Raw genomic sequence first — 21,975 nt, 5'->3', positions numbered from 1 at the left:
AGCCATCCAGAGCGGATCCCCGTTCCGCGTAACCGGGGAAATGACCGGGGTCCTGCTGCTCGCCCTGTTCATCGTCGTCGTGCTGCCGCTCGGCCTCGACACCTTCCGGCTGAACATGGTCGGCAAGTACCTGACCTACGCCTTCGTGGCGCTCGGGCTGGTGCTGTGCTGGGGCAGCGCCGGCATCCTCAGCCTGGGCCAGGGAATCTTCTTCGGGCTCGGCGGCTACTGCATGGCAATGTTCCTGAAGCTGGAGGCGTCGAGCCCGGAGGCGACCAAGATCCAGTCGACCCCCGGCATCCCCGACTTCATGGACTGGAACCAGCTGACGGCGCTGCCCTGGTTCTGGGAGCCGTTCCACAGCCTGACCTTCTCGGTCGTCGCGGTGGTGGCGGTGCCGGCGCTGCTCGCCTTCGTCGTCGGGCTGGCGATGTTCAAGCGGCGGGTCGGCGGCGTCTATTTCGCCATCATCACCCAGGCCTTCGCCGCCATCCTCACCATCCTGATCGTCGGCCAGCAGGGCTACACCGGCGGCATCAACGGCATCACCGACCTGCGCACGCTGAAGGGCTGGGACATCCGCACCGACGAGGCGAAGCTGGTGCTCTACTTCGTCAACGCGGCGCTGCTGATCGGCTGCATCCTGCTCTGCCTGTACGTCCGCCACTCCAAGCTGGGCCGCATCCTGGTGGCGCTGCGCGACAAGGAGGACCGGGTCCGCTTCTCCGGCTACGACGTGGCGAACTTCAAGATCTTCGTCTTCTGCTTCGCCGCCGCGCTGTCGGCGGTGGGTGGCGCCATGTTCACCCTCCAGGTCGGCTTCATGTCGCCGTCCTTCGTCGGCATCGTGCCGTCGATCGAGATGGTCATCTATTGCGCGGTCGGCGGCCGGCTGTCGCTGCTCGGCGCGGTCTACGGCACGCTGCTGGTCAACTGGGCCAAGACGCTGCTGTCGGAAAGCTTCCCGGAGCTGTGGCTGTTCGCCATGGGCGCGCTCTTCATCGGCGTGGTGATGGTGTTCCCGAACGGGCTGGCCGGGCTCTACCAGCAACACCTCGCCCCGCACCTGAAGCGCGCGCTGTCGCGCGGCCGGCCCGGCGTCGCAGCCCCGGCGGCCACCATCATCCCGCCCCACACCGCCGCCGACTGAGGAGCGAAACTCCATGGCCAATCCGACGGATTACCTGCTGGCGGTCGAAGGGCTCACGGTGTCCTTCGACGGGTTCAAGGCGGTCAACGACCTGTCCTTCTACGTCGACGCCAACGAGATCCACGTCATCATCGGCCCCAACGGCGCCGGCAAGACGACGGTGCTCGACCTCATCTGCGGGCGGACCAGGGCGTCCGGCGGCTCGATCAAGTTCCGCAACAAGGAACTGACCGCGATGAAGGAGCACCAGATCGTCAAGGCCGGGGTCGGGCGCAAGTTCCAGAACCCGTCGATCTACGACGACCTGACGGTGTTCGAGAATCTGGAGATCTCCTTTCCGCGCGGCCGCACGGTGTTCGGGGCGCTCGCCTTCAAGCGCGACGCGGAGGTGCGCGACCGCGTTGCCGAGATCGCCGAGATGATCTTCCTGTCCGACCATCTCGACCAGCGCGCCGAGTATCTCAGCCACGGCCAGAAGCAGTGGCTGGAGATCGGCATGCTGCTGATCCAGGACCCCGAGCTGCTGATGCTCGACGAGCCGGTCGCCGGCATGAGCGTCAACGAGCGCAAGAAGACCGCCGAGCTTCTCAACAGGATCATCCAGAACCGCTCGGTGCTGGTGATCGAGCACGACATGAAGTTCGTCGAGGACATCGCCCACCGCGTCACCGTGCTCCACCAGGGGAAGATCCTGTCGGAAGGCTCGATGGAGCGGGTGAAGAACGACCCGAAGGTCGTCGAAGTCTATCTGGGCCATTGAGCAACGCCGACGAGAGCGGGGGGATTGAAGATGCTGTCCGTCAACCAACTGCGCGTGTCCTACGGCCAGAGCGAGGTCCTGCACGGGCTGGACTTCACCGTGGCGCCCAACGAGATCGTCGCCATCATGGGGCGCAACGGCATGGGCAAGACCACGCTCATGAAGTCGCTGATGGGGATCGTGCCGACGCGCTCCGGCGCCGTCCGCGTCGGCGACACCGAGATCACCACCCTCAAGAGCTACGAGCGGGTGGCGCAAGGCGTCGCCTACGTCCCCCAGGGCCGCATGATCTTCCCGGCGATGACCGTGCAGGAGAACATCGAGACCGGCCTGACCGTCCATGGCGGGCGCAGCGTGCCGGGCGACTTGTATGAACTCTTTCCGGTGCTGCTGGAGATGAAGGGCCGGCGCGGCGGCAACCTGTCGGGCGGCCAGCAGCAGCAGCTCGCCATCGCGCGCGCCCTGGCGAGCAAGCCGAAGGTCCTGCTGCTCGACGAGCCGACCGAGGGCATCCAGCCCTCGATCATCCGCGAGATGGGCCGCACGCTCCGCCGCATCCGCGACGAGAAGGGCCTCAGCATCGTCGTGTCGGAGCAGGTTCTGAGCTTCGCGCTCGACATCGCCGACCGGGTGCTGGTCATCGAGAACGGCGAGATCGTTCACGAGGACACGCGCGACCAGGTGGACGAGGCCAAGGTCGCCCGCCTGCTGTCGGTGTGAGAACCACGCCGCCGCGCCGCCGAACGTCATCACAGTCCGGGGAACCCTGATGAACCCTGCCAAGATCGCCACCGTCTCCGGCGCCGCCGTCGCCGCTCTCGCCGCGCTGTCGGCCGCCCTCGTCCTGACGACCGGCTCGACCGTCGCCGCGCTCGCCGGCATCGTCGCCACCGCGCTGCTGTCGGTCGCCACGCTCTACGGCGCGCTGGCGCGCCGGGTCGGCGAGCCGCTCGACCGGCTGGCTGCCGACGCGGCGTCGCTGGCCGGCCGGCCAAGGACGGGCGACGATCTCGGCGATCTGCGCGCCGCGCTCGACCAGCTCGCCGCCGACGCGACGGCCCGCGCCGCCGGCGACGCGGAGCGCGAGGCCGAGCGCAAGGCGACGGAGGAGCGCGCGGTCCGGCTGGAGACCTTGACCCGCGCCTTCGAGAACAAGGTCGGGCATCTGGTGCAGACCGTCTCCACGGCGGCCGGCGAGATGACCGAGACGGCGACGATGATGACCGGCACCGCCGACCGCAGCAACCGGCTGTCGGCGGCGATGGCGGCGGCCTCGGGGCAGGCGTCGGTCAACGTGCAGACGGTGGCGACGGCGACCGAGGAGCTGTCGGTCTCGATCCAGGAGATCGGCCGGCAGGTCGCCGCCTCGGCCGGCATCGCCGGCAAGGCGGTGGACGACACGAGGCGCACCGACGCCGTCGTCCAGGGGCTGGCCGAGAGCGCCAACCGCATCGGGCAGGTGGTGACGATGATCCACGGCATCGCCGGCCAGACCAATCTGCTGGCGCTCAACGCCACCATCGAGGCGGCGCGCGCCGGGGAGGCGGGGAAAGGCTTCGCGGTCGTGGCCAGCGAGGTCAAGACCCTGGCCAACCAGACGGCCAAGGCGACCGAGGACATCTCCACCCAGGTCGGCGCCATCCAGTCGGCGACGGCCGAGGCGGTGAGCGCCATCCGCGGCATCGCCGGCACCATCGCCGACATCAACGAGATCGCCGCGACCATTGCCGCCGCGGTCGAGCAGCAGGGCGCCGCCACCGCCGAGATCGCCCGCAACGTCCAGCAGGCCGCGCGCGGCACCGAGGAGGTCGCCCGCAGCATCACCGGCGTGACCGAGGCGGCGTCCGACACCGGCACGGCCGCCGGGCAGGTGCTCGACGCCGCCGGTCAGGTGTCGCAGCGCGCCGACCAGCTCAGCCAGGAGGTCAACAATTTCCTGGCCGAGGTCAGCCTGCAAGCGGCCTTGCGCCGCCGCTCGGCCGCCGCCGGGCGGACGGGTGCCTCTGCCGGCCGGAAGCGCAGCGTCAGCGGGCCGGCGACGGCGGCGGTCAACACGACCGGCCTCGCCGTCACCGACGACAGCGTGACCATCGGCATCCTGCATTCGGCGACCGGCACCATGGCGCTCAGCGAGGGCGGCTCGATCCAGGCGGAGATGTTGGCGATCCAGCAGATCAACGAGATGGGCGGCGTGCTCGGTCGCGAGATCCGCATCAATCAGGAGGACGGCGCCAGCGACTGGCCAACCTTCGCCGAGAAGACCCGCAAACTGCTGACCGAGGACAAGGTGGCGGCGATCTTCGGCTGCTGGACGTCGGCCTCGCGCAAGGCGGTGCTGCCGATGCTGGAGCGGCACAACGGCCTGCTCTACTACCCGACCTTCTACGAGGGGCTGGAGCAGTCCAAGCACGTCATCTACACCGGCCAGGAGGCAACCCAGCAGATCCTCGCCGGGCTCGACTGGGTGATGCGCGAGAAGGGGGCGAAGAGCTTCTTCCTGGTCGGTTCCGACTACATCTGGCCGCGCGCGTCGAACGCCATCGCGCGGCGCCACATCGAGCGCAAGGGCTGCCGCGTCGTCGGCGAGGAGTATGTCGAGCTCGGCCACACCCGCTTCGAGACGATCGTCAACAAGATCAAGGCGACCAGGCCCGATGTCATCTACCCGATCGTCGTCGGCGGCTCCAACGTCGCCTTCTACAAGCAGCTCAAGGCGGCCGGGATCGACCTGGGCACCCAGACCCTGCTGACCAACAGCGTCACCGAGGACGAGATGCTCGGCATCGGCGGCGACTACATCGCCGGGGCCTACACCTGCGCCAAGTATTTCCAGGGGCTCGACCTGCCGGCCAACCGGGCCTTCGTTGCCGCTTTCAAGGCGATGTGGGGGGCGGAGAGCGTCATCGGCGACGTCACCGCCAACGCCTATGTCGGCCCCTGGCTGTGGAAGCTGGCGGTGGAGAAGGCCGGAAGCTTCGACGTCGCCCGCGTCGTCGCCGCCTCCCCCGGCATCGAGTTCGCGGACGCGCCGGCCGGCCGCACCCGCATCCACGAGAACCATCACCTGTGGACCCGGACGCGGGTCGGCCGGGCGCGCCGCGACGGCCAGTTCGACGTCGTCCACGAGACCCGGGACCTGATCGAGCCCAACCCCTTCCCCGACGGCTTCCGCGAGATCGCGGCCTAGGGAAAGCCGTTGCGCCCCGTGTCCTCGCCCCAGTCCCAGCCCTAGCCCTCCGCCGCGCTTCCACGAAGCTCCTGCCTCCCTCCCCCGCTCGTGCCGAGGGAGGGTCAGGGTGGGGTTTGCCCGAGCACCGCCCAACAATCCACAAAACCAAGGAAGACCAAACATGGCTGATACCCTCGTCAAGGTCGATCTGTCGAAGTCCCCCTATGAAAACGACATGATCCACAACCGCTGGCACCCGGACATCCCGATGGCGGTCACGGTGAAGCCGGGCGACGATTTCATCCTGGAATGCTACGACTGGACCGGCGGCCAGATCATGAACGACGACAGCGCGGCCGACGTCCGCGACGTCGACCTCAGCCAGGTGCATTTCCTCAGCGGGCCGGTCGGCGTCGAGGGGGCCGAGCCGGGCGACCTGCTGGTGGTCGATCTGCTCGACATCGGCGCCTTCCCGCAGCAGCAGTGGGGCTTCAACGGCTTCTTCTCCAAGCAGAACGGCGGCGGCTTCCTGACCGAGCATTTCCCGCTGGCCCAGAAGTCGATCTGGGACTTCGAGGGCATGTTCACCAAGTCGCGCCACATTCCGGGCGTGCGCTTCGCCGGCCTGATCCATCCCGGCCTGATCGGCTGCCTGCCGTCGCACGATCTGCTGGCCAAGTGGAACCGCCGCGAGCAGGCGCTGATCGACACCAACCCGACCCGCGTCCCCGGCCTCGCCAACCCGCCCTACGCGCCGACCGCCCACATGGGCCGGCTGAAGGGCGACGCCCGCGACAAGGCCGCCGCCGAGGGTGCGCGCACCGTGCCGCCGCGCGAGCATGGCGGCAACTGCGACATCAAGGATCTGTCGCGCGGCTCCAAGATCTACTTCCCCGTCTATGTGAAGGGCGCCGGCCTGTCGATGGGCGACCTTCACTTCAGCCAGGGCGACGGCGAGATCACCTTCTGCGGCGCCATCGAGATGGCCGGCTGGGCGCATCTGAAGGTCGACCTGATCAAGGACGGCATGGCGAAGTACGGGATCAAGAACCCGATCTTCCGCCCCAGCCCGATCGTCCCGACCTACAACGACTACCTGATCTTCGAGGGCATCTCGGTCGACGAGGCTGGCGAGCAGCATTACCTCGACGTCCATGTCGCCTACCGGCAGGCCTGCCTGAACGCCATCGAATACCTGAAGAAGTTCGGCTATTCGGGCGCCCAGGCCTACTCGATTCTCGGCACGGCGCCGGTGCAGGGCCACATCAGCGGCGTGGTCGACGTGCCGAACGCCTGCGCCACCCTGTTCCTGCCGACCGAGATCTTCGATTTCGACATCAAGCCGAACGCCAACGGGCCGACGAAGTTCGTCACCGGAGACGTCGATCTGCCGATCGCCCAGGACAAGTAACGCCGAGCGGGGAAGGAGAGCGTCGCCATGCCGATGTACGATTACGAATGCCCGAGCTGCGGCGATTTCACCGACCTGCGGCCGATGGCGGAATGCCGGGAGCCGCAGCCCTGCCCGGTCTGCGCCGCCGCGTCGCCGCGGGTGATGCGCACGGCCCCGGCCTTCTCGACCGTCTCGGCGGCGACGCGCACGGCCCACGGCACCAACGAGCGCAGCGCCGACCGGCCGAAGATGCTGTCGGAGATCGGCCACAAGCACGGTCCCAACTGTGGCTGCGGCGGCGGTTCGAAGACCGGCCGGACGGTGGCGCGGGGCGCCGACGGCTCCAAGGCGTTCCCGACGGCGCGCCCCTGGATGATCAGCCACTGATGGCGGACTGAATCGCTGCGGGAATTGAAATGGGGGGCCGGGGCTTCCGCTCCGGTCCCCCATTTGCTTCGGGTGCGACCTTTTTCCGCCCGGTTCACGAGGTATTAATTTGTTTTTGCTGGATTGGACGGTAACAGGCCCTGGGGCAGGGCGTTGGCACCGGGACGGCGATGGGCGATTCGGACGATCTTTTCGATATGTACCGCAACGACCGCGCGTCGAAGCCGGCGTTGAAGGGTGCGGCCCTTGCCACCGCCATCGCCGAAACCGTGCGTCGCAGCCTGACGCTGATGGACGGCCTGTGCGCCGAGGTGTCGCGTGCACTGGCGCAGGCGCGCTACACGGCCCGTTTCGCCCCGGCGGTGGTCGATTGCTCGACCTACATGCGGCTTGACCGCAATTCGGAAACCTTCCGCGATTATCTGCGGACCTGGAGCCACCAGCGGGCCGAGAAGGGATCCGGCGGGATGCATTGGGAGGCGCAGATCCTCGTCACCGACCACCGCCGCAAGACGGTGGAGATCGGGCTGGGCGTCGCCTTCGAATGGCCGGACGGCAGCGCCGACGCCAACCAGGCCTTCGTCGAGTTCTGGCCGACCGGGCAGGGGGTGGCGTTGCCGTCGGACTCCCGCGGCTTCCAGCGCGCGCTGGTCGCCTGCATCGTCAAGCTGGAGGAGGCGGGTGAGCTGTCGAGCGTCAAGAGCCGGCCGTCCTGACGCCGCACGGCCGTCACAGTCCCCTCACAATGTGGTGTTCAGGCCCGAGGCCGAAAGCTCGACCGGGCGCATGGCCTGCCCGCTGCGGGCGTAGGTGCCGTCGCTCGCCGCCTTTTCCAGCGCCGCCAGCAGGTTGCGGTTGATGGTCAGCACCGCCTTGCGCAGGGCGACAAGTCCGCTGGCGTTTGCGCTGACCGCCCTGTCCAGCCGTTCGACGCGCTCCAGCGTCATGGTGCGCAGAGCGTCGGGCAGGCGGATTCCGTCGGCGCGTGCCTGCAAGGCGATGCTGTCCAGCTTTTCGGCCATCGCGGTCTTGCGGTTGGCGTAGACCTCCAGCCGGTCGAGCATGCCGGCGGCGATGCAGGCGGATTCCTCCTCCAGCACGGCGCAGAGCGCCTCGACCGTGTCGAGGAACTCGCTGACGGTCAGCGCGGTGGCGCCGTCATAAGCGGGACGCTCGGCGGCGGCTTCGACGACGGGCGCGTCGTCGGGTTTCTTCTCGGCGGCGAACTCGTGGATGAGATCCTTGACACTCACGCTCATGACGCGGTCTCCGCCGGTTGCTGGGCCGATTGGGGAGCCTGTTGGGCGGCGTAGAGGCGGGCGACCTCCTCGCGGACCATAGCGCCGATGCCGAGCGTGCCGGCCTCGGCGATGGCCTTGCCGTATTCCTGGAGCATGAAGCTGCGCCACGGCTTTTCCGAAGGACCGCCGCCGCCGAAGGTGGCGCTGCTCTCCAGCCCGGCAAACATGCTCTCCATCATCTGGCCGACGATCATCGCCTCGAATTCCTGGGCGACCTTGTCCGCCGCGGCCGGGACGGTTGCCGGGGCCGCCGCCGTGGGCCGGTGGTGGTTCGCCGCGCTGACATCCATGGAAGCCTTCTCCTTTCCGCCGTTCCGCAATCAGATGATTTCCAGGTCGGCGTGCAGGGCACCGGCCGCCTTGATCGCCTGAAGGATCGCCACCATGTCGCGTGGGCCGACGCCCAGCGCGTTCAGTCCGTTGACGAGCTGTTGCAGGCTGACGTTGCCGCCGACCGTGACGAACTGGCGTCCATTGCCCTCCTGCACCTGCACGTCGGTGCGTGGCACGACGACGGTCTGGCCGTTGCTGAAGGGCTGCGGTTGTGACACCTGCGGGGTCTCCACGACGCGGACGGTCAGGTTGCCCTGGGTGATGGCGACCCGGCTGACCCGCACGTCGTCGCCGATGACGATGGTGCCGCTGCGCTCGTCGACCACGACGCGGGCGATGGCGTCGGGCCGGACGTGGAGCTGCTCGATCTCGCCGATCAGGCGCGAGACGTTGCCGACGTAGGGACCGGCGATCCGCACGTCCACCGTGGTCAGGTCGAGCACCCGCGCGCTGCCGGCGCCGAGCCGGCCGTTCACCGCGTCGGCGATGCGGTTCGCCGTGGTGAAGTCGGGGTTGCGCAGCGCCATCCGCACGCCGCCGATGTCGTTCAGCGCGTATTTCAGCTCGCGCTCGACGATGGCGCCGTTGGCGATGCGGGCGGCGGTCGGCACGCCCTTGGTCACCGTGGCCGCCGTGCCGCCGGCCGAGAAGCCGCTGACCGACAGCGGCCCCTGCGCCACCGCGTAGGCCTGCCCGTCGGCGCCGAGCAGCGGCGTCACCACCAGCGTGCCGCCGAGCAGGCTGGTCGCGTCGCCCAGCGCCGACACCGTGACGTCCACCGTGGTGCCCTGGCGCGAGAAGGGCTGGAGGCTGGCCGTCACCATCACCGCCGCCGCGTTGCGGGTGCGCAGCGTCTCGCCGCGGGTGTTGATGCCGAGCCGCTCCATCATGCCCTTCAGGCTCTGTTCGGTGAAGGGCGCGTTGATCAGCCGGTCGCCGGTGCCGTTCAGCCCGACCACCAGGCCGTAGCCGACGAGCTGGTTGCGGCGGACGCCGTCGAAGGTGACGAGATCCTTGACCCGCGTCTGCGCCGCCGCCGTCCCCATGGCCGGCGGAACGCTGAGCGCGACCAGCGCCAGCAGAGCGGCGGCAGCCATCCGGGTGGCGGCAGGAAAGCGGGTCATCGCGATCGCCTAGAGGTAGTTGGTCAGATGCATCTTGGCGATGCGGGCGGTGGCGCTGGCGGTCGCGTCGATCTGCGCCTCCAGATTGCTGATCCGCGTGCTCGCCTCCCCGTAATCGACGCCTTCCAGATTGTCGATCTGGAGGTTGAGGATGGTCTTCTGCGTCTGGTGCTGTTCGGCCACCGAGGCGATCTGGTTGCGCTGGATGCCGAGCAGCGCCGTCGCCTGCCGCAGGTCGCCGAGGCCCTTCGACATCTTGGAGACCGCCTCCTCGATGTAGTCCTTGTAGGCTGCCGGCTCCATTGTCGATGTGTCGACCGCCGCCAGCATGTAGGCGCCTTGCAGCAGGTCGCGGAACATCGGGTCGTTGGCCTGCACGCCGTAGGGGACGCTGGTGGCGTCGGCCGGCCGGCCGGTGATGCGCGGGGAGGCCCCGCCGCCCGCCTGCATCGCCGTCGTGCCGGTGTAGAATCCGCCCTCGTACGTGTCGGTCAGCGGCGCCGGCGCCGCGGTGGCCGGGTCGCGCACCGCGAACAGGTCGTCCAGCGTGGCGATCACCGCCGCCGTCTGCGCCGCCGTTGTCGGCATCGCCGAACCGCCGGTCGCCGCCGTGATGGCGTCGCGGACGATCTGCATCGGCGAGGGCAGGCCGGACTTGTCGCCGTCGACGGCGCGCATCGGCGGTGCCTCGACCGCCGTGCCGGCGAAGAGATAGGCGTTGCCCGACGCCGCGTTCAGCATGCCGACGATCTGGTCGAGCGTCGCCTTCGCCTTGTTCTGCAACGACACGCCGGTCGGTGCCTGCTGGCCGAGGCCGGTGGAGGCGGTGGCCAGAAGATCCGTTCCGGCGGTCAGGATGCTGGTCATCGCGCTGTCCATCGTGCCCATGCGGCCGTCGAGCAGCGCGGTGGTCTTCAGATACTCCTCGGTGCGGTCGAACATGTTGCGCAGCGCGATGTCGCGGCCGGTGCGGGCGCCGATGGTCGCGGAGACGTCGGCGTGGACGCCGGTGGCGATTTCCTCGTTCGCCCGCACCATGTCCATCTGCAACTGCGTCAGCGTGGTTTGCAGGCGGCGGGACATGCCCAGCGTGGAGAGCGTGTTGTACAGCATCGGCTCAGCCCTTGATCTGGAGCAGGATGTCGATCATGCGGCCGGCGACCTGCACCACCTGGGCGCTGGCGCCGTAGCTTTGCTCGATCAGCAGGAGTTTCTGCATCTCGTCGTCGATGTTGACGCCGTCGCGGTTGAGGCGCGCCGATTGCAGGGTGTCGGCGCTGATCTTGCGCGAGTTCATCTCGGATTCGGCGGTGGTGCGGTAGCCCTGCTGGACCGACACCATCGCGGTCGCGTAGTCGCCCAGCGTCGTCGCCGCCGTCGGCAGGTCCAGGCCCGGCGCGAAGGCGCCGGTGGTCGCGGTAAAGGCGGCGGAGAATCGCTCGATCTGCGTCTGGTCGCCGGCCGGCAGCGCCGCCAGGGCCAGGACGCCGCTCTGCACCCGCCAGCTTTCCGTCCTGACCAAATTATTTACGGCAATGCGCGAGGCAAGTCCGGCGGTGGTCGTGTAGGCAGCGCCATTGTCGGTGAACAGGCCCGGCTTGGTCATATCGGGGTCGGTCTCGGCGCTCCGGAAGCGCTGGACGATTCCGGCGGCCAACTCGTCGAGCTGGGCCAGCGCGCGCGGCATGTCCTGCTTGACGGTCTGGACATAGCCCATGATGCGGCCGGTCTGGATCTCCGTGTCGGGGCTGGGGTTGGTGCCGGTCGGCGGAGTGCCCGAACCCAGCCACACCAGCCGGGAGCCGTTCGCCATCAGGTCGTTGCCGACGATGGTCAGCGGCTTTTCGCCGGGGTCGAGCTGGCCGTCGAGCAGGGTCTGGCCGTTGCGGGTCATCACCACGACCTGCCCGTCGTCGCGGCTGTAGGTGCGGATGCCGATCTCCTCCGACACGGTGTCGAGCAGCCGGTCGCGCTCGTCGCGCAGATCGCCGGTGTCGCCGCCCTTGGCGTCGAGGCTGGCGATGGCGCCGTTCAGCTCGCCGATGCGCTGGAGCGACGCGTTGACCGTGTCCACCGAGTTCTGGAGCCGGTTGCGCGCGTCGGTCTCCACCGTCCGGGCCGCCTCGGCGGCGTTGTTCAGGCCTTGGGTCAGGGCCACCGCCTGGGCGACCACCGCGTTCTGCGCGGCGTCGTCGTTCGGCATGTCGTGCAGGCGCGCGAAGGATTGCTGGAGCTTCGACAGCAGGGTCGAGACCGAACGCTCGTCCTGCGGCTGCCCCAGCACCAGCGCGTAGTCGGCCAGCGCCGAGGCGCGCGCCTCCTGCCCGGTGTAGCGGCTGGTCTCGTAGCGGGCGTCGCGGATCAGCAGCTCGTCGACCTTGCGGGCGATGGCGTCGACCTTGACGCCGGCCCCCTGTCCGCCGGTGACGGATGCCGACAGGGCGAGGTCGCGGCGGACATAGCCGGGGGTGGTCGCGTTGGCGATGTTGTGCGAGAGCAGGGCTGCCTGCTGCTGGGTCGTGCGCAGCCCGGACAGGGCGGCGGACAGGGCCAATTGAACGCTCATGGCTGGGCTCCGTCGCTTCTCGCGCTCAACGCTTCAGGCGATTGGTCTCGTCGACCATCTCGTCGGCGGTGCGCACGATGGTGGCGTTCGACGAGTAGGCGCGCTGGGTCTCGATCAGCGAGACCAGTTCGGTGGCGATATCGACGTTGGACTGCTCCAGCGCCCCGCCGATCACGCTGCCGGCGCCGGCGCTGTTGCCCTTGCTCAGGCTCAGGGGGCCGGCGTCCATGCCCAGCGTGAAGGTGTTGCCGTTCTGGGCGACCAGACCGTCCGGATTCACCACGTTGGCGACCGGAACCTGGTAGAGCGCCTGCCGGGCGCCGTTGTCGTAGACCACCCAGAGCTTTCCGGTGTCGTCGATGTTCACCGTGCTGACCCGCCCGACCTTCGCGCCGTCGCCGATGACCTGCGGGATGTAGTCGCCGTTGAGCTGGGTGACGTTGCCCATGCTGAAGGTGATGGTGTCGGCGGTCGGCGTGGCCGGCGAGGTGATGGTGAAGGAGGCCGGGGTGACCGGGTTGCCCGACCCGTCCACCGGCATGCCGGCGTAGGGGCCGGTCGCCGCGAAGGTGACGGTCACCGGGGCGCCGGTCACGGTGTAGCCGGTGGGAGCGGTGGCCCCCAGCGTCCATTCGTTGGGGTTGGCGGTCTTGGTCCAGGTCAGCTTGAGATCCTGGGCGTTGCCGAGCCCGTCGTAGAAGCTTGGCGTCGTCGTGAAGGTGTCGCCGTTCACCGCCTGGCCCGGCAGGTTGCCGGAGAACTGCATCCCCGTCGTGCGGCTGCCGCCGTAGAGCAGGTTGCCGATGTTGACCGGCTCCAGGTCGTCGAAGCGGGTGGTGCTGACGTTGGGCAGGCCGCCGTCGGGCGCCAGTTTCCACGCCTCCAGATACTGGCCGGCGGTGTTGCGCAGATAGCCGCTGTCGTCGGGCTTGAAGCTGCCGGCGCGGGTCAGCGAATATTGCGGCGATCCCGAGCTGTTGTTGCCGACCACGAAGAAGCCGCTGCCGCTGATCGCCATGTCGGTCGCCGAATTGGTGCCGATCGGCGTGCCGTCCTGTTCGATCTGGTAGCGGCTGCTCGACTGCACGCCGCCGGCCGTGTAGACGCTGCTGCCGGGGGAGGTCAACAGGGTCGAGAAGTCCACCGTGGCCCGCTTGTAGCCCACCGTCTGCGAGTTGCTGATGTTGTCCGAGATGGCGGCGAGGCGAGAGCTCTGGGCGGACATGCCGCTGACTCCGGATCGCATGGCGCTGTACAGGCTCATCGTGGAATCCTCTGGTCAACCGTCGAACGAAGGGGGAGGGGCGTCCCGGGATTCTCCACGGAGGACTGATGGAGCGACGATAGCGCGGTGGTTTTAAAGGCGCTTTAAAGGAAAAATGGCCCGCTTTTGTTAAAATGCCGGCCGCTTTCTCGGTTCAATCCTTGGTCTTTTCCGTTCGGGGAACGGATGCCCGTTCATCCCGCCGGCTTGCGCAGCAGGGTGATGCTGATGCGGCGGTTGCTGGGGTCGAGCGGAGCGTTGGCGGCGAAATGGTCGAGGTCGGCGCGCCCCTCGACGCGGACGATCCGCTTCGCCGAGATGCCGGAGCCGACCAGCTCGCGGCGGGCGGCGTTGGCGCGGTCGCTCGACAGCTCCCAGTTTCCGTACTTCGATTCGGCGGCGTAGCCGAGCCCGTCGGTGTGGCCGGCGATGGCGATGCCGTTGGGCACCGGTGCCAGAGCCGCCGCCACCATCCGCATCAGACGGCGGCCCGGCTCGTTCATCTGGGCCGAGCCGACCTTGAACATCGAGAAGCGGGCCTGATCGGTCAACTGCACGCGCAGACCCTCGGGAACCTGCTGGATCACCACGCTGTCGGACAGGGCGCTGAGCTCCGGCGACGCGGCGATGCGGCCGCGCAGGTCGCGCTCCAGCGTCTCCAGGGCGGCCTTCTCGGTCAGCTCGGCCGACTGCTGGTCGAGCAGAGCCTCCAGCTCGGCGCGGGTGGCACCCAGGCTGGCCGTGCTGCCGGCGGGTGCCGGGGCGGTGTCGGCGGGCGGGGCGGACGGCGCCGGCGGCGCGCGCAGCAGGTCGACCGGTTCGCCCGGAGTCCGGCCGCCCAGCGGGTGGGGCATCGGATCCTTGCGGCCGGCCGGCTGGCGGTCGCTGTCGCCGACCGAGGCGACGACCGGCGGCGAGGCCACCGGGCTCGCCTCGTGGCCCTCGGCGTTGGGGGTGGTCAGCGAACCGCTCTTGTCCACCGAGCGGCCGGCCAGCATGCCGTCGGCGCCGGACTGGCTCTGCGACACGGCGACCGGGTTGAAATAGTCGGCGATGCCCTTGCGCTGTTCGGTGGTGGTGATGTTCATCAGCCACATCACCAGGAAGAAGGTCATCATCGCCGTCACGAAGTCGGCGTAGGCCAGCTTCCAGGTGCCGTTGTGCTCCTCCTCGTCATGGGCGGCGAGGTGGCGCTTGACGATGATCGGGGGAAGGGCGGTCTTGCGCGGCATCGGCGGTCACGCGGCCTGCCGGCCCTCGCGGCCCTTGGCCTGCGAGGACAGGGTGGTGGCGACCTCGACTTCGGCGAGGCTGGGCTGGATGTCGGTGTAGAGCACCTTGCGGGCGTACTCGGCGCAGACCTGCGGCGGGCTGCCGCGCAGATAGGCGCACAGCGCCGCCTTGATGCAGAAGAACATGTTCAGCTCGGATTCGCGACGCTGGCGGGCGGCGCTGGCGATCGGTCCGACCATGCCGTAGGACAGCAGCACGCCGAGGAAGGTGCCGGTCAGCGCCCCGCCGATCATGTGGCCCAGCACCTCCGGCGCCTCGCTGATGGCGCCCATCGCGTTGATGACGCCCAGCACGGCGGCGACGATGCCCAGCGCCGGCAGCGCGTCGGCGAAGTTCTGCAACGCCTTGGGAACCTGCCCCAGCTCGCGGCCCAGCGTGTCCAGCTCCTCCTGCATCAGGGCTTCCATGTCGTGCGGGTTGTCCTGCCCCAGCGCCATCAGGCGCAGGTAGTCGCACAGGAAGACGATGCAGCGCTCGTGCCGCAGCACGTTGGGGTACTGGGTGAACAGCGGGCTGTCGGCCGGGCGGTCGATGTCGCCCTCGATCTGCGACATGCCCTTGGACTTGGCGATGCGCAGCAGGCCGTAGACCATCGCGATCATGTCGAGGTAGTCGTTCTTGGAGGTGCGGCGGCCGCGCGCCACGGCGCCGACGGTGCGCAGCGATTCGCGCAGCACGGTCGGCGAGTTGGCGATGACGAAGCCGCCGAGCCCGGCCCCGATGATGATGACGATCTCCACCGGCTGCCAGAGCACGGCCATCCGCCCGCCCATGGCGGCGAAACCGCCGAGCACGCTGGCGAACACCGCGATCAACCCGAACATCAAGCGCATGTTTCATTCTCCGGGACGGCGAGGGCGCCGGTGCGGGGGATCGGTACAGGGGGACGGGGCACGCGTGCCGGATCCGTCACCCTTGGTTAACCCGCCGCGTTTAAAGTGGCTTTACGATTCACGGCCGGACGGTCCATGGGCGGACGCGTCACGGCCGGTTCCGCCAGCCGCGCGCCAGCCGGTCGAGCGCGTCGGCGGCGGCGAGCTGGCGGGTCACCTCGTCGGTGTCGAGCGGCCGGTCGCTGGCCGGCGGCGGCGTCAGCGTGTCGAGCAGCCCGGCCCAGCGCGTTCCGGCCAGCCGGCCGCGCTGGCTCTCGGCCAGCCCGCGCACGGTGTCGGTGTCGCCGGCCAGATAGGCGGACAGCCCATAGAGCGCGACGTCCTCGGCGGCCGGCTCCCCGCCGGCGGTCGCGACCAGCTCGGCGAAGGCGGTGCGCGCCGCCGGCCACTCTCCGGCCTCGAACAGGCCGCGCGCCCGCAGCCGGTCCGCCGCCCCGCCGGCCAGCCCGCGCAGCGTGTCGAGTGCCCGCATGGTGTCGCCGTCGCCGAGCAGCGCGTCGGCCCGCAGCAGGGCGCGGCGCTCGGCCAGAGCGGCCTCCAGGTTGCTGTCGCCGGTGCGGTTCAGCACCTCCAGCGCCTCGCCCTCGCGGCCGGAATCGATCAGCGCGCGGGCCAGCACGGCGCCCAGCTCGGCGCGGCGGACGCCGGTGGAGTCCTCGACCAGCGCGTGGAGGATGCGGGTCGCCTCGACGCTGTAGCCGTCGCGGACCAGCAGGGTGGCGAGGCGGCGTCGCAGCGTCGCGTCGCCGTCGTCGGCCAGCGCCACCAGCCGGCCGTGACGCGCCTGGAGCGCCAACGGGTAGAGCCCGCCCGGTCTGGCGCGCTCCAGCTGGTCGAGCACGGCGGCCAGCAGCGCGCGGCCGGCGACGAGCGCCTCGCGTCCGCGCGCTGTCGCGCCGAAGCGCCGGCCGAGCAGCCCGAACATGTCGAGCGCCGCCTCGGTCCGCCCCTGCCGTGCGTAGGCGCCGCCGAGCGCCGCCAGCGCGTCGGTCTCGATGTCGTCGCCGCGCCAGGCGTAGCGCAGCGCTTCCAGCTCGGCGATGGCGCCGTCCTCGTCCAGCTTGCCCATGGTCCGGCGCAGCTCGATCCCGCGCACTTCGGCGCGCCGCGCGTAGGGACCGCTGCGGAGGTCCGACGCCTTGCGGTAATGGTCGAGCGCCGTGTCCGGCGTGTTGCGCAGCTCGGCGAACTGGCCGCGGAACCAGTCGAGCCGTCCGTCGGCCATGCCCTTGGCGTCGACCGTGATCATCTCCAGCACGATCAGGTTCAGCGCGTTGGCGTCGCGCGCGGCGTTGGCCGCCTCGGCGAGGATGGTCAGCAACCGGCTGCGCAACTCGGGCGGGTAGTCGAGCAGACGCTTCAGCGCGATCGGCAGCCCCTCGCGCGCCGCCGCCCAACGGGTGGGGGCGAGGGTGGCGCTGCGCCAGACGTGATGGTCGGGGGCGGCGCCCGGCGGGATCTGCACGAACAGGCTGTCGTCCGGCTTGTCGGCGCGGTCGAGCGCGCGGAAGGCGTCGCCGAGGATTTGCAGGCTGTAGCGCTGGTCGGGCGCGGGGGATTGGGCGGCGGCTGCTTCGAGGGCGGCGCGTCCCTCCTCCTCCAAGGCGCGGGCCAGCGCGAAGCGGGCGAGGGCGATGAAGCCGTCGACGCGGCCGCGGCCGCGCGCGTCGCTCAACGCCTGTTGCAGGCGCTCGCGCGTCTGCACGAAATCGTCGCCGGCCCAGGCGGGGAGATCCATCGGGCCGATGGGCGGCGGACCCTGCGGCACCGGAGCCGGCGCGGCGGCGGCCGGAGCGCCGGGCTGCGGCGCGGTGGACGCCGGCGGCCTGCCACCCGGACGCCGTTCGAGCTGCCGCAGCGTCTGTTCGATGCTGGCCCGCACATCCTCCTCCAAGCTCGGCGGCGCCGCCTTGACCAGGACGGGTGCCGCCGGGGGCTGGGCCGGAACAGGGGCGACGGCGGGGGCGGGAATCGCGGCGGGGGGAGCCGGCAGGGGGGCGAGCCTGACCGGCGCCGGCTGGGCGTTCGCGACGCCGACCGGGTTCAGCGCCCCGGCGATCTCGCTGAAGGCGGAGGGGGGCGGGGAGGTCGCTGGTGCGGTGTCCGCCGGGGGGGCGGGGAGGGGCGCCGGCTCCGCCCCGGCCACCGGCGGGCCGTCCGGCGTCTCCGGCGCGAAGACGTCCACGGGGACCGGCGGCTTGCGGCCGGGTGTCGGCGGGCCGGCAACGTCGACGATCAGCAGCCTGCGCTCGCGCAGCGCGGTGACGCGGGCGCCGCAGGGGATCGCGGCGGTCAGGGTGCGGCCATCCTCCACCGCCTCGAAGCCGGAGAGGCGGACCGACCAGATGCCGTTCAGGACGTCCAACGGCCAGCGCGCCCGCTTCGGCAGGATGACCCGCAGGGCGCAGGCGTCGGCGATGGCGTCGGGTTCGGCGCCGTCGGGCAGGCTCAGCACCAGACGCGAGAAATCGCCGAGATGGTCGCCGAGCTGCGCCTTCACCGTGGCGGCTCCGGCCGTGGCGGGCGTTGCCAGCGCGACGAGAAGCAGCGTCGAGGCGACCGTCATTCCTGTGTCTGTGCGCCGTTTCATCGCAGTCATCCCGAATTTTATCCAAATGATCGCCAAACCGGATTCAGTGCCGATGGAACGCGACCATGCCGGTACCAGGTTGAAACCCGGCTTTAAACTGCCTCGTCCAGATTAAGGCCACGTTCAAACCCAGGGGTGTTCCGCGATGGAGAACCAGCTTTACATCGGACTGTCGCGCCAGGTGGCCTTGCGGCGGCAGTTGGATGTGGTGGCGAACAACATCGCCAACATGAACACCGCCGGCTTCCGCGGCGAGCGCACCCTGTTCGAAACGGCGCTGGAGGCCGGCGGCCGCAAGCCGACCGACCGCATCGCCTTCACCATCGACCGCTCCACCTACACCGACCTGCGGCCGGGCGCCTTCACGCAGACCGACAACCCGTACGATGTGGCACTGGACGGCGACGGTTTCCTGACGGTGCAGGCGCCGGACGGCGTGCGCTACACCCGCGACGGCCGCATGCGGCGCGACGCCGACGGGCAGCTCGTCACCGCCAACGGCCACCCGGTGCTCGACGACGGGCGGCGGCCGGTCACCATCAATTCCGACTACAGCACCGTCACCATCGCCCCCGACGGGTTGCTGTCGGCCGACGGCAACGTGGTCGCCCGGCTTGCGGTGACGCGCTTCGACAACCCGCAGATGCTGGCGCAGACCGGCGACCTGCTGTTCGAGGCCGGCGACGGCATGGAGCCGCGCCCGGCGCCGGACACCCGGCTGATCCAGGGCAAGGTCGAGAAATCCAACGTCCAGGGCATCGCCGAGATCGGGCGGATGATGGACCTCACCCGCGACTATCAGGCGGTGTCGAAGATGATGGACGACGGGCAGGATCTGCTGCGCACCGCCATCAACCGCCTCGGCAAATCCCAATAAGGAGTTTCGAGCATGCGCGTGCTCAGCATCGCCTCCACCGGCATGATGGCCCAGCAGTTGAACGTCGAGGTCATCTCCAACAACATCGCCAACATCAACACCACGGCCTACAAGCGCTCGCGCGCCGAGTTCCAGGACCTGATGTACCAGTCCGAACGGCGCCAGGGCAGTCAGTCGACCGACAGCGGCACCATCGTGCCGACCGGCATCGAGATCGGGCTCGGCGTGCGGCCGACCTCGGTCAACCGCATCAACACCACCGGCAGCCTGACCTCGACCGGCAACGAGCTGGATCTGGCGATCGAGGGGCGTGGCTATTTCAACGTGACCCAGCCGGGCGGCGACACCGTCTACACCCGCGCCGGCAGCTTCAAGCTGTCGCCGGAAGGCACCATCGTCACCTCCGACGGCTTCACCGTCGCCCCCGGCATCACCGTGCCGCAGGGCACGCGCGAGGTGGTGATCAACCGCTCGGGCGAGGTGCTGGCCTATGTCGACGGCCAGACCCAGCCGGTCAACCAGGGCCAGCTCGCCATGACCGTCTTCGTCAACGAATCCGGGCTGGAGGCGCTGGGCGACAACCTGTTCCGCGCCACCCCGGCGTCGGGCGAGGCGCAGGACGGCCTGGCCGGGCAGGCCGGCTTCGGCACCATCCGCCAGAAGTACCTGGAATCCTCGAACGTCAACGTGGTGCAGGAGATCACCGAGCTGATCTCGGCCCAGCGCGCCTACGAGATGAACGCCAAGGTCGTCGAGGCTGGCGACCAGATGGCCTCCACCATGACCAACATGCGGTGATCGTCATGCGCCGTTCCGTTTCCTGCCGGCCCCGCACCCCTCCCCGGGGCCGCCGGCTGGCGGCGGCGCTGCTGGCGCTGTCCGCGCTGCTCTTCCTTCCGGCCCCGTCGCTGGCCGGCATCGTCGAAACCATGCTGGCCGAGGAGCTGCTGGGCACGCTCGGCCCCTCGGTCCCGGCCGATGCGCGGGTGTCGCTGAGCCTGGCCACGCCGTTCGACGGGCCGGTCGAGACGGTGCGCGACATCGTCTACGACGCGCGCACCGGCACCTTCCGCGCCCAGGTCGCCAGCAACGGTCGGATTATCGAGCTGAGCGGCCGCGCCGAGATTGAGGTCGAGATGCCGGTTCCCACCCGCCGCATCCGGCCGGGCGAGGTCATCGAGGCGGTCGACCTCACCACCGTCCGCATGCCGCTGGAGCGCGCCGGAGCCGGTTACGTCGCGTCGGCGGACTCGCTGATCGGCCTGTCGCCACGGCGCCAGATGCCGGCCGGGCGGCTGATCCATGTCGGTTCGGTGGGCGCGCCGATCGTCGTCCAGCGCAACCGCCCGGTGACGCTGGTCTACGAGGATGGCCCGCTGCTGCTCGCCGCGCGCGGGCGGGCCTTGCAGGAGGGCGGCGTCGGCGACGTCGTCCGCGTCATGAACATCGCCAGCAGCACCGTCGTCACCGGCACCGTCACCGGCGCCGAGACGGTGTCGGTCAGCGGCCCGCGCGTCCCCGCCCACGGCGCCGGCAGCGTCCAAGCCCTGAAAAGCCAGCCGTGATGAACCCCCGGAGACCCGCCATGCGCCGCGCCGCCCTCGTTCCGTTGCTGCTGGTGTCCGTCGCCGCGGGGGGCTGCGCGCGCCTCGCCGACATCGGCAGCGCCCCGTCCCTGTCGGAGATCTCCAACCCGGCGCTCCAGCCGGAGGCCCGTGTCATCTCCATGCCGATGCCGCAGCCGGTGCCGACCGAGCAGATCCCGAGTTCCCTGTGGCGCACCGGCTCGCGCAACTTCTTCGGCGACCCGCGCGCCAAGTCGGTCGGCGACCTTCTGACCGTCATCATCGACATTTCCGATCAGGCGCAGATGCGCAACAGCACCCAGCGCGGCCGCGCCAACAGCGAGAAGGCCGGGCTGCCGAACTTCTTCGGGTTGGAGAGCCGCCTGCCGGCGGTGCTGCCCGACGCGGTCGACCCGTCGAGCCTCGTCGACCTGGACAGCACCAGCACGTCGAGCGGCAACGGCACCATCCAGCGCACCGAGCGCATCGCCATGCGCGTCGCCGCCGTGGTGACCCAGGTGCTGCCCAACGGCAATTTCGTCATCGCCGGCCGCCAGGAGGTGCGGGTGAACTACGAGCTGCGCGAGATGCGGATCGCCGGCGTGCTGCGGCCCGAGGACATCTCCAACGTCAACACCATCGACTACGACAAGATCGCCGAGGCCCGGATCACCTATGGCGGGCGCGGCCAGATCACCGATGTGCAGCAGCCGCGCTACGGCCAGCAGGTTCTGGATGTCATCCTGCCCTTCTGACGGCCGGCGGAGCCCCGCATCATGAAAGCCGTCCTCCTGTTCGCCGTGGCCGCCGGCCTCGCCTTCGCCGGAGGCTACGGCTACGGCCGCTACGAGGCGATGCCCCGCCCGGCGCCGCCGGCGCCGTCGCCCGACGCGCCGCCCGGACCGGTGGCCGGGGAAACCATCGGCACCGGCCCCTATTACGTCGAGGCCGGCCAGTTGATCGTGCCGATGCTTGCCAAGGGGCGGACCGTCGCCTTCATCCTGACGCAGATCACGCTGGAGGCCGGCAGCAGCGACCAGGCCAACATGCTGAAGCGCCGCCTGCCGCACGCGCGCAGCGCCATGCTGGAAACCCTGTTCGGGCTGGCCGGATCGGGAAGCTTCGACGGACCGGCCGTCGATCCGCTGGCGGTGTCCGCCGCCCTGCTGCGCAGCGCCAACGGGTCGTACTCCAGCCCGCCGGTGAAGGCGGTGCTGATCGACCGGCTGCTGCGTCAGGACAACAGCCGGTCCTGAAGGCGCTCCTTCCGCCGGACTGCCCACGCCTGAAACAATCCTGCCTACGCACCA

21 protein-coding genes are annotated in these 21,975 nt (G+C 69.8%); 12 read left to right on the top strand and 9 right to left on the bottom strand.

The window, feature by feature from the left end; genetic code table 11:
- Positions 1–40: 40 nt before the first annotated feature.
- The 7 genes from urtC (at position 41) to J2847_RS22180 (ending at position 7,575) form a co-directional block, all read left to right on the top strand.
- Positions 41–1,150, top strand: coding sequence for an urea ABC transporter permease subunit UrtC (gene urtC / locus J2847_RS22215; RefSeq protein ID WP_233474709.1), 1,110 nt, complete (start codon positions 41–43; stop codon positions 1,148–1,150).
- 13 nt (positions 1,151–1,163) lie between these two features.
- Positions 1,164–1,910, top strand: a complete 747-nt coding sequence (gene urtD / locus J2847_RS22210) for an urea ABC transporter ATP-binding protein UrtD (protein WP_209781014.1) — start codon at positions 1,164–1,166, stop codon at positions 1,908–1,910.
- Between the two features lie 30 nt (positions 1,911–1,940).
- On the top strand, positions 1,941–2,630 hold the full coding sequence (gene urtE / locus J2847_RS22205) for an urea ABC transporter ATP-binding subunit UrtE (protein ID WP_209781013.1): 690 nt from the start codon (positions 1,941–1,943) through the stop codon (positions 2,628–2,630).
- A gap of 49 nt (positions 2,631–2,679) precedes the next feature.
- On the top strand, positions 2,680–5,097 hold the full coding sequence (gene urtA, locus J2847_RS34970; RefSeq protein ID WP_411800644.1) for an urea ABC transporter substrate-binding protein: 2,418 nt from the start codon (positions 2,680–2,682) through the stop codon (positions 5,095–5,097).
- Between the two features lie 163 nt (positions 5,098–5,260).
- Positions 5,261–6,490, top strand: a complete 1,230-nt coding sequence (gene fmdA / locus J2847_RS22190; protein WP_209781012.1) for a formamidase — start codon at positions 5,261–5,263, stop codon at positions 6,488–6,490.
- Between the two features lie 27 nt (positions 6,491–6,517).
- Positions 6,518–6,859 (top strand): FmdB family zinc ribbon protein, encoded by a 342-nt coding sequence (locus tag J2847_RS22185; RefSeq protein ID WP_209781011.1) that lies wholly within the window; start codon positions 6,518–6,520, stop codon positions 6,857–6,859.
- Between the two features lie 170 nt (positions 6,860–7,029).
- Positions 7,030–7,575, top strand: coding sequence for a hypothetical protein (locus tag J2847_RS22180; protein ID WP_085558411.1), 546 nt, complete (start codon positions 7,030–7,032; stop codon positions 7,573–7,575).
- A 24-nt stretch (positions 7,576–7,599) separates the two neighbouring features.
- Here the strand turns inward: J2847_RS22180 and J2847_RS22175 are convergent, their stop codons facing one another.
- The 9 genes from J2847_RS22175 to J2847_RS22135 form a co-directional block, all read right to left on the bottom strand.
- On the bottom strand, positions 7,600–8,118 hold the full coding sequence (locus J2847_RS22175) for a flagellar protein FlgN (RefSeq protein WP_209781010.1): 519 nt from the start codon (positions 8,116–8,118) through the stop codon (positions 7,600–7,602).
- Positions 8,115–8,450 carry a rod-binding protein gene (locus tag J2847_RS22170; protein ID WP_209781009.1) on the bottom strand — a complete coding sequence of 112 codons (336 nt, stop codon included), beginning with the start codon at positions 8,448–8,450 and terminating at the stop codon, positions 8,115–8,117. Before J2847_RS22170 ends, J2847_RS22175 begins: the two co-directional genes overlap by 4 nt.
- A gap of 30 nt (positions 8,451–8,480) precedes the next feature.
- Positions 8,481–9,617 (bottom strand): flagellar basal body P-ring protein FlgI, encoded by a 1,137-nt coding sequence (locus J2847_RS22165; RefSeq protein WP_085558408.1) that lies wholly within the window; start codon positions 9,615–9,617, stop codon positions 8,481–8,483.
- Positions 9,618–9,626: 9 nt separating this feature from the next.
- Positions 9,627–10,730, bottom strand: coding sequence for a flagellin (locus J2847_RS22160; protein ID WP_209781008.1), 1,104 nt, complete (start codon positions 10,728–10,730; stop codon positions 9,627–9,629).
- A gap of 4 nt (positions 10,731–10,734) precedes the next feature.
- On the bottom strand, positions 10,735–12,183 hold the full coding sequence (flgK, locus tag J2847_RS22155) for a flagellar hook-associated protein FlgK (protein WP_209781007.1): 1,449 nt from the start codon (positions 12,181–12,183) through the stop codon (positions 10,735–10,737).
- A gap of 25 nt (positions 12,184–12,208) precedes the next feature.
- The gene (locus J2847_RS22150) at positions 12,209–13,429 is read right to left on the bottom strand and encodes a flagellar hook protein FlgE (protein WP_267912556.1); all 1,221 of its coding nucleotides are present in this window, start codon (positions 13,427–13,429) and stop codon (positions 12,209–12,211) included.
- 212 nt (positions 13,430–13,641) lie between these two features.
- The gene (locus tag J2847_RS22145) at positions 13,642–14,679 is read right to left on the bottom strand and encodes a flagellar motor protein MotB (protein WP_209781005.1); all 1,038 of its coding nucleotides are present in this window, start codon (positions 14,677–14,679) and stop codon (positions 13,642–13,644) included.
- A 6-nt stretch (positions 14,680–14,685) separates the two neighbouring features.
- Positions 14,686–15,573 (bottom strand): flagellar motor stator protein MotA, encoded by an 888-nt coding sequence (gene motA / locus J2847_RS22140; protein WP_085558403.1) that lies wholly within the window; start codon positions 15,571–15,573, stop codon positions 14,686–14,688.
- Between the two features lie 148 nt (positions 15,574–15,721).
- Positions 15,722–18,199 (bottom strand): hypothetical protein, encoded by a 2,478-nt coding sequence (locus tag J2847_RS22135; RefSeq protein WP_233474707.1) that lies wholly within the window; start codon positions 18,197–18,199, stop codon positions 15,722–15,724.
- A 169-nt stretch (positions 18,200–18,368) separates the two neighbouring features.
- Between J2847_RS22135 and flgF the strand changes: the two genes are divergently transcribed.
- The 5 genes from flgF to J2847_RS22110 are packed head-to-tail and all read left to right on the top strand — an operon-like array spanning position 18,369 to position 21,921.
- Positions 18,369–19,100 (top strand): flagellar basal-body rod protein FlgF, encoded by a 732-nt coding sequence (flgF, locus tag J2847_RS22130; protein ID WP_209781003.1) that lies wholly within the window; start codon positions 18,369–18,371, stop codon positions 19,098–19,100.
- Positions 19,101–19,112: 12 nt separating this feature from the next.
- Positions 19,113–19,898: a flagellar basal-body rod protein FlgG gene (gene flgG / locus J2847_RS22125; RefSeq protein ID WP_085558400.1), complete on the top strand. Its 786-nt coding sequence runs from the start codon at positions 19,113–19,115 to the stop codon at positions 19,896–19,898.
- Positions 19,899–19,903: 5 nt separating this feature from the next.
- Positions 19,904–20,665, top strand: a complete 762-nt coding sequence (gene flgA / locus J2847_RS22120) for a flagellar basal body P-ring formation chaperone FlgA (RefSeq protein WP_209781002.1) — start codon at positions 19,904–19,906, stop codon at positions 20,663–20,665.
- A 20-nt stretch (positions 20,666–20,685) separates the two neighbouring features.
- Entirely contained in the window at positions 20,686–21,420 is a 735-nt protein-coding gene (flgH, locus tag J2847_RS22115) for a flagellar basal body L-ring protein FlgH (RefSeq protein WP_143269056.1), read from the top strand.
- Between the two features lie 21 nt (positions 21,421–21,441).
- Entirely contained in the window at positions 21,442–21,921 is a 480-nt protein-coding gene (locus tag J2847_RS22110; RefSeq protein WP_209781001.1) for a hypothetical protein, read from the top strand.
- The last annotated feature ends 54 nt before the right edge of the window (positions 21,922–21,975 follow it).

Origin of the sequence: Azospirillum agricola (assembly GCF_017876095.1) — a bacterium.
GTDB classification, from domain to species: domain Bacteria; phylum Pseudomonadota; class Alphaproteobacteria; order Azospirillales; family Azospirillaceae; genus Azospirillum; species Azospirillum agricola.
Note: the sequence above shows the minus strand (reverse complement) of the source record. Positions and strands in the feature narration are given on the sequence as shown.